At 65.0% G+C, this 16034-nt stretch carries 10 protein-coding genes; all 10 read right to left on the minus strand.

Going from position 1 to position 16034, the window contains the following annotated elements:
* Window position 1 precedes the first annotated feature (1 nt).
* Window positions 2-2758, minus strand: a complete 2757-nt coding sequence (locus HNO82_RS17765) for a DUF4118 domain-containing protein (RefSeq protein ID WP_175344616.1) — start codon at window positions 2756-2758, stop codon at window positions 2-4.
* Window positions 2759-2849: 91 nt separating this feature from the next.
* The gene (kdpC, locus tag HNO82_RS17770; protein ID WP_175344617.1) at window positions 2850-3461 is read right to left on the minus strand and encodes a potassium-transporting ATPase subunit KdpC; all 612 of its coding nucleotides are present in this window, start codon (window positions 3459-3461) and stop codon (window positions 2850-2852) included.
* Window positions 3462-3490: 29 nt separating this feature from the next.
* Window positions 3491-5599: a potassium-transporting ATPase subunit KdpB gene (kdpB, locus tag HNO82_RS17775; RefSeq protein ID WP_217509961.1), complete on the minus strand. Its 2109-nt coding sequence runs from the start codon at window positions 5597-5599 to the stop codon at window positions 3491-3493.
* Window positions 5600-5751: 152 nt separating this feature from the next.
* The gene (gene kdpA / locus HNO82_RS17780; RefSeq protein WP_175344619.1) at window positions 5752-7533 is read right to left on the minus strand and encodes a potassium-transporting ATPase subunit KdpA; all 1782 of its coding nucleotides are present in this window, start codon (window positions 7531-7533) and stop codon (window positions 5752-5754) included.
* Window position 7534: 1 nt separating this feature from the next.
* Window positions 7535-7624 carry a K(+)-transporting ATPase subunit F gene (kdpF, locus tag HNO82_RS17785; protein WP_034350945.1) on the minus strand — a complete coding sequence of 30 codons (90 nt, stop codon included), beginning with the start codon at window positions 7622-7624 and terminating at the stop codon, window positions 7535-7537.
* A 331-nt stretch (window positions 7625-7955) separates the two neighbouring features.
* Entirely contained in the window at window positions 7956-10106 is a 2151-nt protein-coding gene (locus HNO82_RS17790) for a diguanylate cyclase domain-containing protein (protein WP_249777039.1), read from the minus strand.
* A 354-nt stretch (window positions 10107-10460) separates the two neighbouring features.
* Window positions 10461-12044, minus strand: a complete 1584-nt coding sequence (locus tag HNO82_RS17795; protein ID WP_175344620.1) for a gamma-glutamyltransferase family protein — start codon at window positions 12042-12044, stop codon at window positions 10461-10463.
* A 71-nt stretch (window positions 12045-12115) separates the two neighbouring features.
* Window positions 12116-12526, minus strand: a complete 411-nt coding sequence (hpxZ, locus tag HNO82_RS17800) for an oxalurate catabolism protein HpxZ (protein ID WP_175344621.1) — start codon at window positions 12524-12526, stop codon at window positions 12116-12118.
* Window positions 12527-12547: 21 nt separating this feature from the next.
* Window positions 12548-15127, minus strand: coding sequence for a branched-chain amino acid ABC transporter ATP-binding protein/permease (locus HNO82_RS17805; RefSeq protein WP_175344622.1), 2580 nt, complete (start codon window positions 15125-15127; stop codon window positions 12548-12550).
* Window positions 15124-16002 carry a branched-chain amino acid ABC transporter permease gene (locus HNO82_RS17810; RefSeq protein WP_175344623.1) on the minus strand — a complete coding sequence of 293 codons (879 nt, stop codon included), beginning with the start codon at window positions 16000-16002 and terminating at the stop codon, window positions 15124-15126. The genes HNO82_RS17805 and HNO82_RS17810 overlap by 4 nt, the downstream gene beginning before the upstream one ends.
* Window positions 16003-16034 lie beyond the last annotated feature (32 nt).

The following is a 16034-nucleotide window of genomic DNA, read 5'->3' on the forward strand; positions in this document are numbered from 1 at the left end:
CTTATTCCTCGGGCAAAGCTGGCTGGGTCTCCACCGGCAGCATGAAGCAGACGGTGGCGCCCTGCCCGGCTTCCTGCGGCGCAATCCAGATGCGCCCCTGATGCGCCTCGATGATGGCGCGGCAGATGGCCAGGCCCAGGCCGACACCGGGGGTGCTGGACTCATTGTCGCCGCGCGTGAATTTTTCAAAGGCGTGCTGTGTCATGGCGGGCGGGAAGCCGCGCCCCTGATCGCTCACGCAGACCTTGACCTGCGGCTGGCCATCACTGTCTTCCACGTGTGCACTGATGGTGACGGGGCTGCCGGCGGGCGAATACTTGATGGCGTTTTCCACCAGATTGGCCAGCACCCGCTCCAGCAGCACCGCATCGACCCGCAACAGCGGCAGGTCGGGGGCGATGCGCGTGTCCACCGGTCGGCCTTCCAGCGCCTTGGCCAGCAGGCGCAGCGCCGAGCCGGTCAGTTCCTCCAGCGCATTCCACTGACGATTGAGCGTCACCACGCCCGCCTGCAGGCGCGCCATGTCCAGCAGGTTGTTCATCAGTCCGACCATTTTCTGCGACTGTTCGCTGATGGTGCGGGCCATAGCCCGGGCATCGTCGTCCAGCCGGTCGTTGGCGGCCAGGACATCGGCGCTGCCGACCAGCGAGGTCAGCGGCGTACGCAGATCATGCGAAATCGCCGAGAGCAATGAATTGCGCAAGCGTTCGGACTCCATTGTCACTACCGCATCCTGGGCCACCTCGGCATAGTGCAAACGCTCGATGGCCATGGCGATCTGCGAGCAGAAGATCTCCAGCATCTGGCGATTCTCCGGCAGGGCCAGCTGGGCGGTGGCGAGTTGCTGCTCTTCCTGACTGGCGGCCTCGATGGCAAAGGCCAGCACCCCGCGCGTACGCATGGTGGCCGTCAGCGGCAGGTACAGTGCCGCCGCCGAGGGCAAGGTGGCCGTGCCCTTGCCGGCGGCCTGGCCATTGTCATAGACCCACTGGGCCACGCCGGCATCGACGTTCTTCAAGACATGCCCGCCGCCACCGTCCTGCTCGGGTTCGGCCAGGCGCAACTGGTCGGCGCTGTCGGGCAGGAAGAAGGCGATGCGCGCACCGAACACGGCGGCCAGGTGACGGCGGCCGATTTCCAGGATCTGGTCCAGCGTGAGCAGGGCCGACAATTCCTTGCCCAGCATGTAGAGATTGGCGGCCCGCCCCTCGCGCTGCATGGCCACGCTGGCCTGCCGGCGCAGGCGCGCGGTGAGCGAGCTGATGAACAGCGACACCGCCAGCATCACCGCCAGCGTCAGCAGGTACTGCGCATCGGAGACCGTGATGGAGAAGCGCGGATCGACGAAGAAGAAATCGAAGGACAGCACCGACAGCACTGACACCAGTATCGATGCACCACGGCCATGGCGCATCGCCACCAGCATCACGCCTACCAGGTAAAGCATGATGACATTGGCCGGATGCAGCTTGCCATCGAGTACGAAGGCCAGCGTGGTGGTGGCCACGCAGCTGGCCACCGCCCAGAGCGTGCCGCGTGCATGACGACGCCGCATGAGCAGGGCCTCGGCGGCACTGGCGGCACTGTCGCCAGCGGGATGCTCCTGCTGTACGCGGGTACGGCTGCGGGCGATGGTGTAGAGGTCGATCTCGCCACCGCTGCGGGCGATGCGCTGGGCCAGGGTACCGCGCGGCCAGCGCAGCAACTGACGCAAGCCGCCCGCTTCCTGTCCGATCACCAGCTTGCCGGCATTGCGGCTGCGCGCGAATTGCAGCAGCGCAGCGGACAATTCCTCACCGCTGATGCTGGCCGTTTCGGCCCCCAGCGATTGGGCCAGCTTCAGGTAGGCCACTACGCGCTCGCGCGCCTCCATGGCCTGATGCTGACCTGGCAGATCCACATGCACGGCCAGCCATTGGGCCTGCAGTTTGGCCGCCAGACGAGCCGCTTCGCGGATCAGACGTTCCTCGCCGACACCGCTGCCCACGGCCACCACGATGCGCTCGCGCGCCTGCCACAGCTGGGCGATGGACCGGTCGGCGCGATACTGGCGCATGTCGGCATCGACCCGGTCGGCGGTGCGGCGCAGAGCGATCTCGCGCAAGGCGATCAGGTTGCCCTTGCGGAAGAAATGGCGCCCGGCCTTCTCGGCCTGCTGCGGCAGGTAGACCTTGCCCTGTTGCAGGCGGGCCAGCAATTCATCGGGCGGGATATCGACCAGCATGACATCGTCGGCTTCATCGAAGACGTGATCGGGCACGGTCTCGAAGACGCGGATGCCGGTGATCTGGCCGACCACGTCGTTGAGGCTTTCGATGTGCTGCACGTTGAGGGTGGTGTAGACGTCGATGCCGGCGCGCAGCAGTTCATCGATGTCCTGCCAGCGCTTGGCATGGCGCGAACCGGGCACGTTGGAGTGCGCCAGCTCGTCGACCAGGATCACGCCGGGATGGCGTTCCAGGGCGGCATCCAGATCAAACTCGGGCAGCTGGCGATCCCGGTAAGGCAGCCTGCGCATCGGCAGTCGGGTGATCCCGGCCAGTTGCGCCTCGGTTTCCGCACGACCATGGGTCTCGACTACGCCGGCGATCACGTCCGTGCCTTGCGCGGCCAGTGCCTGGGCGGCTTCCAGCATGGCGAAGGTCTTGCCAACGCCGGCCGAGAAACCGAAGAAAATCTTCAGGCGGCCGCGCGCCTGGCGTTCTTCGTCGCGCATCACGCGTTCGAGCAGGTCGTCGGGATCGGGGCGGGTGTTCATGTCGGGCGGTCAGGGATGGAGCATTGTAGTGGCAAAAAGCCGGTGGCACGCACAACGCATGCCACCGGCCACCCGGCAAGCGCGGCCGGACTTACCTGGCCGCGTCCACCTTGGGCAGGGGTGCGGCCGTATCCAGCGCCAGATTGAGCTTGAGCACATTGACGCGCGGCTCGCCGAACAGGCCCCATTGCGGCGTCTGGCTGTTGGCGCGGATCAGCGCCCGCACCTGCTCCACCGTGATGCCACGTGCACGCGCCACGCGGCCGGCCTGGTACTGGGCAGCCGCCGGACTGATGTGGGGATCCAGGCCGCTGGCCGAAGCAGTCAGCAGGTCCATCGGGATGGCGCTCTTGTTGCCCGGATCAGCCTCCTGCAAGGCCCTGGCGCGGTCTTCTGCGGCTTGCTTCAGGGCCGGGTTGGTGGGGCCGAGATTGCTGCCGCCGGAGGCCATGCCATTGTTGGGGAAGGTGCCGGTGGCCGAGGGGCGCCCCCAGAAATAAGCCGGGCTGGTGAAGTTCTGGCCGATCAGTTCCGAGCCGACTGGCTGGTCTTGCCGTTGGATCAGGCTGCCATTGGCCTGATGCGGAAAGAAGGCTTGCGCCAGGCCCGTCACCAGCAAGGGATAGAGGCCACCCAGCAGCACGCCCAGGAGGATGAAGAGGGTGATGGCCGGACGCAAAGGATGGGGAGTCGAGGTTTTCATGTGACTTTCCTTGAAAATCGAAATCAGGTTCAGACCAGGCCGAAGGCCGTCAACAGCAGGTCGATCAGCTTGATGCCCACGAACGGCACCACCAGCCCGCCCAGGCCGTAGATCAAGAGATTGCGGCGCAGGAGCACGGCGGCGCCCAGGGCGCGATAGCCCACCCCGCGCAGGGCCAGCGGGATCAGGGCGACAATCACCAGGGCATTGAAGATCACCGCCGACATGATGGCCGAGTCGGGACTGGTCAGCCGCATCACGTTGAGCGCGCCCAGCTGCGGATAGCTGGCCACGAACATGGCCGGGATGATGGCAAAGTACTTGGCCACGTCATTGGCGATGCTGAAGGTGGTGAGACTGCCGCGCGTCATCAGCATCTGCTTGCCGATCTCGACGATCTCGATCAGCTTGGTCGGATTGGAATCGAGGTCGACCATGTTGCCGGCTTCCTTGGCGGCCTGCGTGCCGCTGTTCATGGCCACGGCCACATCGGCCTGGGCCAGGGCCGGGGCATCGTTGGTGCCGTCACCGGTCATGGCCACCAGCTTGCCTTCGGCCTGGTGCTGGCGGATCAGGGCCAGTTTCTGTTCCGGCGTGGCTTCGGCGAGGAAGTCGTCGACGCCCGCTTCAGCAGCAATCGCCGCTGCGGTCAGGCGGTTGTCACCGGTGATCATCACGGTCTTGATACCCATGCGACGCAGTTCGCCAAAGCGTTCCTTGATGCCGCCCTTGACGATGTCCTTCAATTCCACCGTACCCAAGATGCGGATCGGTGCGCCCTGCTGAATGACAGCGGCCTCGTTGCTCCATTCGATGACCACCAGCGGCGTACCGCCACGGCGGGCGATGGCTTCGACGTCGCTTTCCACCTGGGCCGGCAGGCGCTGGTCAGCCGCGCGCACCAGCTTGCGGATGGCGTCGGCTGCGCCCTTGCGAATGCGACGATTGCCGATGTCGATACCGGAGACGCGCGTCTGGGCCGAGAAGGCGATGAACTGCGCACCCAGCTTGGCCATCTCGCGCTCACGCAGGTTGAAGCGGTTCTTGGCCAGTACCACGATGCTGCGGCCTTCCGGGGTTTCATCGGCCAGCGAGGCCAGTTGTGCAACGTCGGCCAGCTCGTGCTCGGTGACGCCCGGAGCCGGCATGAAGTTGGCGGCCTGACGGTTGCCCAGGGTGATGGTGCCGGTCTTGTCCAGCAGCAGCACGTCGACGTCGCCGGCCGCTTCCACGGCGCGGCCCGAGGTGGCGATGACGTTGGCCTGCATCATGCGGCTCATGCCGGCCACGCCGATGGCCGAGAGCAGGCCGCCGATGGTGGTCGGGATCAGGCACACCAGCAGGGCGATCAAGGCCGTCACCGAGACCGGTGCACCGGCACCGGCGGCAGTGACCGAGAAGATCGAGAACGGCAGCAGGGTCACCGTCACCAGCAGGAACACCAGCGTCAGCGCCACCAGCAACAGGGTCAGCGCCAGCTCGTTGGGGGTCTTCTGGCGGCGTGCGCCCTCGACCATGGCGATCATGCGGTCGAGGAAGGCTTCGCCGGGATTGACCGAGACACGCACCACGATCCAGTCCGACAGCACGCGCGTGCCACCGGTCACCGCCGAAAAGTCGCCGCCGGACTCACGGATCACGGGGGCGGATTCGCCGGTGATGGCGCTCTCGTCGACGGTGGCCACGCCTTCGATGACATCGCCATCGGCCGGTACCGTATCGCCCGCTTCGATGAGCACCAGATCACCCTTGCGCAGACTGCCACCTTCCACTACTTCGCATTGGCGTGCAGCGTTGGCCACCGCCATGCCACGAGTGTAATCGGCACTGCGCAACTTCTTGGCCAGCACGCTTTTCTTGACGCCGCGCAGGGCCGCAGCCTGGGCCTTGCTGCGACCTTCGGCCAGGGCCTCGGCGAAGTTGGCGAAGAGCACCGTGAACCACAACCAGGCGGCGATGGCGAGGATGAAACCGGCCGGCGCATCACCCCGGCCAGTAACGGCCTGGATGAACAGCAGCGTGGTCAGAATGCTGCCGAGATAAACCACGAACATCACCGGATTGCGCCATTGCACGCGCGGCGAGAGCTTGCGGAAGGAGTCGGCCAGGGCCGGCTTGACGATCTTGGGATCGAACATCCAGCGCGTGGTCTGCGCAGCGCTGACGGTGGCATCGGTCGGCGCGACTTGGGTGCTGCCGGCCGGAGTATTGCTCGAAGGGGTAGTCATAAGGGTATCCGTTGCGGGTTGCTCCGCCGGGCGCAATGCCCGGCGCCATCCATCCAAATCATTTACATCGCCATCATCTGCAGGTGCTCGACCACCGGTCCCAGCGCCAGCGCCGGTACATAGGTCAGGGCCCCCACCAGGATCACGGCACCGATGAGCAGCGCCACGAACAGCGGACCATGCGTGGGCAGGGTGCCGGAGGTGGCTGCCAGGCGCTTCTTGCCGGCCAGCGAACCGGCCATGGCCAGCACCGGCACGATGATGCCGAAGCGACCCAACCAGGCGCACAGGCCGGTGGTGATGTTGTAGTACGGTGTATTGGCCGAGAGCCCGGCGAAGGCGCTGCCGTTGTTGTTGGCCGCCGAGCTGAAGGCGTAGAGGATTTCCGAGAAGCCGTGCACGCCGGGGTTGGCAATACCGGCCAGGCCCGCTTCCACCATCACCGAGAGGGCGGTGAAGATCAGCACCAGGGCCGGCGTCATGAGGATGGCGATGGACATCATCTTCATGTCGAACACGCCGATCTTCTTGCCCAGATATTCCGGCGTACGCCCGATCATGAGGCCGGCGATGAACACTGCCAGCACCGCAAAGATGAGCATGCCGTACAGGCCCGAGCCGACCCCGCCAAACACTACTTCACCCAACTGCATCTGCAGCATTGGTACCAGTCCCCCCAAGGGCGAGAGCGAATCGTGCATGGCATTGACCGCACCGCAGGAAGCCGCCGTGGTGATGGAGGCGAACAGCGCCGAGGCCGGAATGCCGAAGCGGGTTTCCTTGCCCTCCATCATGCCCGGCCCGGAAGCGTGCAGCGACGCCAGCATCGGGTTGGCTTGCGATTCCGAGTACATCAGCACCAGCGTCATCACCACGAACAACAGCGTCATGGCGGCGAGAATGGCCCAGCCCTGACGACGATCGCCGACCAGCACGCCAAAGCTGGTGCACAGCGCAGCCGGGATGATGAGGATGGCCAGCATCTGCAGGAAGTTGGAGAGCGGCGTCGGATTCTCGTACGGATGGGACGAATTGGCGTTGAAGAAACCGCCGCCGTTGGTGCCGATCATCTTGATGGCTTCCTGCGAGGCCACCGGGCCCATGGGCAGGGTCTGCCTGTCGGTGCTTTGCGCTTCGGTCACGGGTTCGCCCTTGGCATCCTTCAACGGCTGTCCGGCAGCATCCAGCTTGGGGATGGTGTAGTGGGTCACTTCCAGGGTCTTCACTTCCTGATAGGCACGGAAGTTCTGGATGCTGCCCTGTTGCACCAATACCAGCGCGAACACCACCGACAGCGGCAGCAGCACGTAGAGCGTGCTGCGGGTCATGTCGACCCAGAAGTTGCCGATGCTCTTGCTGCCGTGACGGGCAAAGCCGCGAATGAGCGCAAAGGCAATGGCGATGCCGGTGGCCGCCGACAAGAAGTTCTGCACCGCCAGGGCTGCCATCTGGGTCAGGTAGCTCATGGTGGCTTCGCCCGCATAGCCCTGCCAGTTGGTGTTGGTGACAAAGCTCAGCGCCGTGTTGAAGGATGAGTCCGGGCTGACGTTGATCTGTACCGCCGGGTTCAGCGGCAGCCATTGCTGCACACGCTGCAGCAGGTAGACCACCACGGCACCGATGACATTGAACAGCACGACGGCGATGGCGTACTGCTTCCAGTCCATCTCGTGGTCACGGCTGATACCGCACAGTCGATAGAAGATACGCTCGATGCCGCCGAAAAGGCGGTTCACACGGGACTTGCCTTCCATCACGCGGGCCATGTACCAGCCCAGCGGCAGGGAAAGGACCAGCAGGATGACCAGATAAAGGGCGAGCTGGAGAAAATTGTTGCTGTCCATGTCAGAAATCCTCCGGCTTGATGAGGGCATAGACCAGGTACAGCAGGAGGGCGATGGCCACCACCAGACCCAGCAGTGTCATGAGGTTCATTTCTTCTCGCCTTCCTGCCGTTCCAGACGGCTGCACAGGGCGATGAACGCCCACATCGAAAGGCCGCAGACGGCCAGCATGCCTATGTAGAGAAAATCCGTTTGCCACATTTCCCGCTCCATTGTTGACGTTGTCGCGCTCGCTTCCCGGGGCGGAAAGCGAGACAGTCGAACGATAGGGAAAGCAGCATCAAATCCCGGTAAATGTTTTGCGCAGGAGCGTAAACAAACCGTAAATGAGACGAAATGTATCGCCAGCAGGGGCGAACGCGGGAGGCAAATGGAAGGAAAGGGAAGGAAAACAAGGGACGGGCGAGCTACCGCCCGGCGGATCAGACGTCGCCGACGCGCCCCAGTTCGACGCGGTTCTTGCCCAGGCGCTTGGCCGCATACATGGCCTTGTCGGCCATGGCCAGCAACTCTTCAGGGCCGACTTCGCCATCCAGGTTGGGCTGATAGACGGCCACGCCGATGCTGCTGGAGATGTTGACGGTGGAGTGCGTCAGCTGGAAGGGTTCGCGGATGGTGTGGAGGATCTTCTCAGCCACCATGACCGCATCTTCCTGGGTCTGCAGGTTTTCCAGGATCACCACGAATTCGTCGCCGGCCAGGCGCGCCACGGTGTCGACATCGCGCACCGAGCGTTGCAGACGACGGGCGAACTCCACCAGCAGCTCGTCGCCGGCCTCGTGGCCGTAACGGTCGTTGACGCCCTTGAAGCCATCGATGTCCATGAAGAACAGCGCCAGCAACTGGTCGGCACGACGCGCGCGCATCATGCCTTCGGGCAGGCGGTCGCTGAAGGCGCGGCGGTTGGGCAGGCTGGTCAGCACATCGGTGAGGGCCAGTTCGCGCATCTGGTCGCGGAAGGCCAGGCGCTCGGTAATGTCATGCAGGAAGGCGATGAACAGATGACCGCTCTGACGCTTGACATGCCCGACCGTGATCTCGATGGGCAGTTCATGGCCATCATGATGCAGGGCCTGCAGCTCGATGCGGTTGTTGATGACCACGCTGGTGCCATCCTCGAGGAACTGCGCCATGCCGCGGTTATGGGCCGCACGCATGTCCGGCGGGATGATGAGTTCGGCCATGTCGCGCCCCATGGCCTGGTCACGCGGCCAGCCCAGGAGCAGTTCGGCCTGGCGGTTCCACTCGACCACGCGGCCCTGTTCGTCGGCGGCGATGAAGGCATCCTGGGCGTTTTCGAGGATGGCGCGCAACTCGGCAGCACTTTCTTCGAGCTGGATCTGGTTGGCCTGCTGCTGGTCCAGCGCCTGCTGCAGGGCACTGGCGGTTTCATGCAGGCGGCTGGTGCGTTCGGCTACGCGCTGCTCCAGGCTTTCGTTGAGCGAACGCACTTCGCGCAGATAGGCTTCTTCTCGCTCGACCATGTTGACCAGGGTCGAAGACAGCAACTGGATCTCGCGATAGCTGTTGACCTGCGGGATGGCAACGTCCGGACGACCTGCGGCGCGCTGCTCCAGCGCCGCCGAGAGGGCATTGATGGGGGCGACCAGGCGACGCGTGAGGATGAAGGCCAGGATCACCAGTACCGCCCCAGAGAGGGCACCGACCAGGATCACCCGCTGCTCCAGATCACGGAAGGCATGCAGCGCCACGGTCTCGGGCTGGCGTACGATCACGCTCCATTGCAGCTTCATGCCATCGTTGCGGCCAGTGCGGGCGTAGCCGCTGACGTAGCGGCGGCCATCGGGCCAGGTTTCCAGCAGCGAACCGCCCTCCTGACTGGCCTGTGCGGCGCGCCAACTGGGGGTGTCGACCTTGCGCTCTTCCATGCCCTTGGGACCGAGGATGACGGTGCCGTCATCGCGTACCAGGATGACCTCGACGTCGTAACGATTGACGGTCGGATCCAGCAGCTTGGCAGCGATGTCACGTGCCCATGACCAGGACAGGTGCATACCCACCACGCCCAGTAAATGTCCGTCGACGTCATGAACCGGCGCCGACAGATCGACGAAGCGCCAGGGATCGGATTGCGGCGGCAGCTTTTGCGCCAGCAGCACGGCGGGATGGAAGTCGGCCGCATATTCCCCGTTGATACCCTCCTTGAACCAAGGCCGCTCGGCCACGCTGGCCCCTTCCAGCAGGCCATTGCTGGCGACCGCCACGGTACCGTCGGGGCGTGCCAGCCCGATCCACGCATAGTGCGGGACATTGGCCTGCAGTTCATTGAAGACCCGGCGGATACGCGGCAGGTCCTGCCCGGCGCGCACCGAAGGCCGCTGCACCAGCAGGCGCAGATCGACCTCGCGCTCGCGCATGCCACGTTCGAGCGCATCGCGCATCTGCCAGGCCAGCTGCTTCATGCGCGTTTCGCTTTCCGAACGCGCATAGCCGCGGGTGAACTGATCCACCAGAATCAGTACCGACACGGTCGTGATGAGCACGGTGATGACCACCCCCAGCGTAATCAGCGACGACAGATTCGGCGGAGATGGGGCTTTATTCTTGTTCAATTCAGACAAAATGGCGACGCGGCTTGATACATGACGGCTCCCCTGTGAACCGCATAGGTTTATGGCATCTTGCCAGAACAACTATGGTTTTTCATCGCATTTCCCGAAAAACTTCGAGAATTTTTTTCCACGACAAAAAAATCACCAATTCTCGCGAGTCAAAGCGGAGACAAAGGCGGCAAAAGAGCGCAATAAGCGTCAATTCCTGCACTACGGGAAATGCAAAAAGACAACGGCGGGCGAGTCTTGGTGAGAATCTTCACCCTCCGCCAGTGTGGCCGCGCAGGCGGACAAAGGCCGCCTGCGGGAGTGTGGATACCAGTGCGTGGGTTCGTTGGCGCGGGTGCGGCGTTTTCAGACGCCGGCACAGACTCCGTCGGCACGCGGATCGGTAGCGCCCTCGATGACCCCGTCCGGATGGACGCAGACCGCTCCTGCGTGGCCCATCATGTCGGTGTAATCCTCCACCACCTGGACCTCATGGCCGGCCCGACGCAAGGCCTCGATGGTGGCGGCCGGTACCCGGCCCTCCACCTTCAGGTTGGTGGAGACATCGCCCCAGGTGCGCCCCAACAGCCAGCGCGGTGCGCTGACCGCCGCCTGCAGGTTCTGGCCGAACAGCACGTGGCGGGTGAATACCGCCGCCTGCGTCTGCGGCTGCCCTTCCCCGCCCATGGTGCCGTAGGCCAGAGTGCGCCCGTCATTCAGACGTGCCAGCGAAGGATTCAGTGTATGGAAGGGGAGCTTGCCCGGTTGCAGCTGGTTGGCGCCGTCGTCCAGCGTGAAGCTGGCGCCTCGGTTCTGCCAGACGATGCCGGTGTCGGGCACCACCACGCCACTGCCGAATTCCCAGAAGATGCTCTGGATGTAGCTCACTACGCGGCCCTGGGCATCGGCCGCACCCATCCAGATGGTGTCGCCCGGCTTGGCCGGATGGGGCCAGGGGGCGGCATGCTGCATGTCAATGTGCCTGGCTTCCTGGTCCAGCGCCTCGGCCAGCAGCCAGTGCGCGGCGTCCACGCTCATGTGGGCGGGGTCGGTCACGTGCTGGTTGCGCAGGATGAAGGCGCGCTTGGTGGCTTCCACCAGTGCGTGGATGTGCTCGAAGCCGTCGGCCTCCTTGATACCGAGACGGTCGAACAGACCGATGATCATCAGCGCCGAGACACCCTGTGTCGGCGGTGGCAGGTTGTAGACGCGGCCTGACGTCAATTGCACCATCAGCGGCTGTACCACCTGCGCGCGGAAGGCCTCCAGGTCACCGCGGCGCAATGGGCTGCCGGCCGCTTCCAGGCCCGCAGCAAGGCGTTGCGCCAAGTCGCCGCGATAGAAATCATCGAGACCGGCCTCGGCCAGGCGCGAGAGGCTGTCCGCCAGGGCTGACTGTTTCAGCACCTTGCCCTGCGCGGCGATGCCGTCAGCGGCATAGGTGGCGGCGAAGCCGGGCTGGTCCTTGAGCTCATCCCACTTGTCGCGGGTCAGCTCGTGTTGGGAGCGGGTGATGGGCACGCCGTTCTTCGCATGGCGGATGGCATCGGCCAGCAGCACCGGCAACGGCAGGGCGCGGCCGAAACGGCGGGCATGCTCCAGTGCCGCCGACCAGCCGCCCACGGCACCGGCCACGGTCAGCGCCGCATGCGGGCCGCGTGTGGGCATGGCACTGTGACCATGTGCGGCGTAGAAGTCCTTGGTCGCCAGCGCCGCCGAGGGGCCGCAGGCGCGAATGGCTATCGGCTCCTGCCCCGGTTCGCTGATGACCCAGAAGCCATCGCCACCTATACCGTTCATGTGCGGGTACACCACCGCGATGGTGGCCGCTGCCGCGACCATGGCTTCGACGGCGTTGCCACCCTCGCGCAGGATCTGCGCACCGGCTTGTGCGGCCAGGTGATGGGGAGCGGTGACCATTCCGCCCAGACAGGTCTTGCTGTACAACATGGCTGACTCCTGATGTTCTTGTCGAGTAGGGAAAACTGCTGCGAGGATCATACCCGCGGACGGCAAAGCTTTCAGGGGACCGTCTTGGCGGCATCCATCCATGAGACATGCGCGGCCACGATGCGCCAGCCTTGCGGGCAACGCAGCCAGGTATGACTCTGGCGTCCGATGCGCACTTCGCCCTCGCGGGTGAATTCGGTATCGGCCACCGCATAGTCGCGGCCATAGGTGGTGATGACGGTGGCGCGCAGGCTGCGCATCAGACTCTTCGGTGAACGGCCCTGACGGAAGGCGCGGATGGCTTCGGTGCCGACCAGGTTCTCGGTGGCGCCGTAACGCACCGTGTGCGGCCCCTCGAGAAACAATTCATCGAGTACCTCGATCTGGTTGGTGGTCAGGGCCACTTCGTAACGTTCGAAGGCGTGACGCACTTCGGCCATTACGTCGGGCAGGTTGATCTCGTAGGGCTGGGTTGATTCCATGTGTTCGTTCCTTGCAGCAAGTCAGTGCGCGCCGAGATAGGCCCTGGCCAGCGCATCATTGGCGGCGATCTCGGCGGCGGTCCCTTGCGCCACCACGCGGCCGCCTTCGATGACGTAGGCACGATCGGCCAGGGACAAGGCCAGCGCAGCCATCTGATCGACCAGCACGATGGTCATGTTCTCGCGACGCAGCTGATCCAGCGCCGCAAACAATTCGGCGATCACCTTGGGCGCCAGACCCAGGGAGGGCTCATCGAGCAGCAGCACGCGCGGCCGCGACATCAGACCGCGCGCAATGGCCAGCATCTGCTGCTCGCCACCGGAGAGCAGACCGGCGCGGTGATGCAGGCGCTCACGCAAGCGCGGGAAGCGGCCCAGCATCTCTTGCACGCGCGCCTCCACATCCTGGGGATAGAGGAAGGCACCCAGACGGATATTGTCCAGCACCGACAGTTCCGGAAACACCTGCCGCCCTTCCGGCACCAGTACCACGCCCTGCCGCACGATCTGTTCGGCGCGCAGATCCATGAGGCTCACGCCACCTGCGTGGATGCCCCCCTGTACCGGCCGGTGCAGGCCGGCCAATGAACGCATGAGCGTGGACTTGCCCGCGCCATTGGCGCCCAGCAGCGCAATCATCTCGCCCTGGCGCACCTGCAGGTTGATGCCATGCAGGACCGGTTCGGCGCCATAGCCGGTGACCAGTTCACCCACGCCCAGCAATTCATCCGCACCGCTCATCGCTGCGCGCACGGCTGCCACCGCCTGCTGCGTGCCGTCGCCCAGATAGGCCTTGCGCACCGCCGGATCGTTCTGTACTTCCTGCGCTGTCCCGATGGCCAGGCGCTGGCCCGCATCGAGCACGACGATGCGGCGCGAGATCTGCATCACCAGTTCCATGTCATGCTCGACCACTACCACGCTGATGCCGGCTTCTGCGATCTTCGTCAGCAGTTGCGCCAGCATGGTCTTGTCTTCGCGCGAGAGACCGGCGGCCGGTTCATCGAGCAGCAGCACATCGGGATCGGTCGCCAGCGCGCGGGCGATTTCCACCAGGCGACGATCGACGTGTGCCAGGTCGGCACTGGGGATATCGAGCGCACCGCGATAGCCGCAAAAATCCAGCAGTTCACGGCAGCGTGCACGCACTTCACCCGAAATGAACCCCCGCGCCGACAGCAGCCCGCCGAGGCGACCACGGCCACACGCCAGGGCCACGTTATCGGCCACGGCAAGACTGCCGAACAATTGCGACGTCTGGTAGGTACGGGCCACGCCGTGACGCGCAATGCGGAAGGCCGGCAATCCCGCCAGGGCGATCTGGCCCAGCGTGAACTGACCGGCACTGGGACGATAGAAGCCGGAGAGCATGTTCAGGGCCGTAGTCTTGCCCGCGCCATTCGGTCCGATCAGGCTGGTGACCGCGCCACCGGGGACCTCAAAGCCCAGATCGCTGACCGCACGCACGCCCCCGAAGACCATCGTCAGGCCATCGGCTGCTAGGGTGCGGCGCGCGCGGACCGGCAACGCCACTTCCGCCCCGTCGTCCGCCAGCACCGCATCGCGAGCGCAAACCACCGGCTTGCGCAAGCGCGCCGCCAGCTTGCCCAGCAGGCCGGTCACGCCATCCGGGGCGACCCACAGCACCAGCAGCAGCAAGGCACCGAAGAACAGCAAACGATAGTCTTCCAGGCTGGAGAGCAGTTCTGGCAAGGCACCCACGATGACCGCACCGATCACGGGGCCAAGGATGGACCCCGAGCCCCCCAGTACCACCACCAGCACGAAGAGAATGGACTGCATGAAGCTGAACGTATCGGGCGTGACGAAGGTGGACAGCGGTGCGAACAGACCGCCCGCCAACCCCGCCAGCGCCGCCGACAAGGCAAAGGCGACGGTCTTGATGACCAGCGGATTGAGACCGATGGATTCGGCCGCGGTCTCGCTGTCGCGCACCGCACGCATGGCCGCGCCCCAGCTGCCGCGCGAGAGCCAGCAGTAGGCGGCCAGTACCACCGCAGCCGTCACCAGCCCCAGCACCGCAATTGCACGCTCGGCCTGCAAACCCAGGAAGGCTGGTGCGCTCAGGCCCATGATGCCGTTCTGGCCGCCGGTGAGGTCGCGCAGTTCGATGATGGCGTGCTGGATGATGAAGCTGAAGGCGATCGTGATCATCGCCAGATACGGCCCCTTCACCCGCAGCGCGGGCAAGGCCAGCAACACGCCCAGCGCACCGGCGACCACCGCGGCCAGCGGCCAGGCCAGCCAGAACGAGAGCCCGGCCTTGGTGGTGAGAATGGCGACGGTATAGGCGCCCACCGCATAGAAACCGACGTGACCGAAGGAGACCTGGCCGGTCAGGCCGATGAGCACATTGAGCCCGATGCCGACGATGGCCACCAGGGCGATGCCGGCCAGCACGAAGACGTAATAGCTGTTGATCGACAGGGCCAGGGTGATGGCGGCGATCAGGCACAGTGCAGAAAACGCCAGGGCAGCCGGTGTGCCCAGCCCGAGCTTGATGCGACCCGACGCAGGCGCCGCCGCAGGCCGTGCTGCCACCTCCAGACTGCGGGCGATGGAATGGGGTAAACGATTCATACCTTTTTCACCTGTGCGCGGCCGAACAGGCCATTGGGACGAATGGCCAGCACCGCAATCACCAGGGCGAAGGTGATGATCTGGGTGTAACCGGAACCGAGCGTGGCCGTGATGAGCGCTTCGGCCATACCGAACAGCAGGCCCGCGATCATCACGCCCCAGGCGCTGGTGATGCCACCGAGGATGGCCACGGCAAACGCCTTGAGACCGAACAGCGTGCCCATGTCGGCATTGACGTTCAAGAGCGGGGCAATCAGCACACCCGCCACCCCGGCCAGCAGGGTCGAGAGCGCAAAGGCCACCGCGATGGCGCGCGTGATGGGGATGCCCATCAGGCGCGCTGCATCACGGTTCTGCACCACCGCCAGCAGGGCGGTACCCCAGCGCGTACGGCGCGAGATGGTGTGCAGCAGCGCGGCCAGGACCAGGCCGACGATCGGGATCAGCAACTGCAGCGGATAGACGCCCAGGCCCATGCCGCCCAGCTCGATGGAGGACTGTGCCAGGGGCGAGGGCAGGCTGCGCGGCTCCTTGCCGAACGTGTGCATGACCAGGTTGTCCAGCACGATGCCCAAGGCCACCGTCGACATCAGCCAGGCATTCGATCCCTGGCGCGCAAACGGACGTACCGCCAGCACCTCGACCAGCATGCCGTAGAGCGCGCAGGCGGCCAACGCCAGCACGATGGCCAGCCACATCGGCCAGCCCAGCGTCTGGGCGAAGGTGAAGCACAGCACGGCACCCAGCATCATGGAGCTGCCCTGCGCAAAATTGACGGTGCCGGAGACGGCATACGTCATGTAAAAACCGAGCGCCATCAGACCGTACATGCTGCCCAGTCCGAATCCGCTGATCAGTGCCGACAACAGCAGCATCGCGTTCTCCTGGCGCCGCCCTGCCCGCGCAA

The organism is Herbaspirillum sp. C9C3 (assembly GCF_013359625.1).
Classification (GTDB): domain Bacteria; phylum Pseudomonadota; class Gammaproteobacteria; order Burkholderiales; family Burkholderiaceae_D; genus Herbaspirillum.

Bases quoted from the DNA above. Each gene is read 5' to 3' on its own strand.
- HNO82_RS17765 (WP_175344616.1), bottom strand. From the start codon at position 2,758: ATGAACACCCGCCCCGATCCCGACGACCTGCTCGAACGCGTGATGCGC.
- kdpC (WP_175344617.1), bottom strand. From the start codon at position 3,461: ATGAAAACCTCGACTCCCCATCCTTTGCGTCCGGCCATCACCCTCTTC.
- kdpB (WP_217509961.1), bottom strand. From the start codon at position 5,599: ATGTTCGATCCCAAGATCGTCAAGCCGGCCCTGGCCGACTCCTTCCGC.
- kdpA (WP_175344619.1), bottom strand. From the start codon at position 7,533: ATGGACAGCAACAATTTTCTCCAGCTCGCCCTTTATCTGGTCATCCTG.
- kdpF (WP_034350945.1), bottom strand. From the start codon at position 7,624: ATGAACCTCATGACACTGCTGGGTCTGGTGGTGGCCATCGCCCTCCTG.
- HNO82_RS17795 (WP_175344620.1), bottom strand. From the start codon at position 12,044: ATGTTGTACAGCAAGACCTGTCTGGGCGGAATGGTCACCGCTCCCCAT.
- hpxZ (WP_175344621.1), bottom strand. From the start codon at position 12,526: ATGGAATCAACCCAGCCCTACGAGATCAACCTGCCCGACGTAATGGCC.
- HNO82_RS17805 (WP_175344622.1), bottom strand. From the start codon at position 15,127: ATGAATCGTTTACCCCATTCCATCGCCCGCAGTCTGGAGGTGGCAGCA.
- HNO82_RS17810 (WP_175344623.1), bottom strand. From the start codon at position 16,002: ATGCTGCTGTTGTCGGCACTGATCAGCGGATTCGGACTGGGCAGCATG.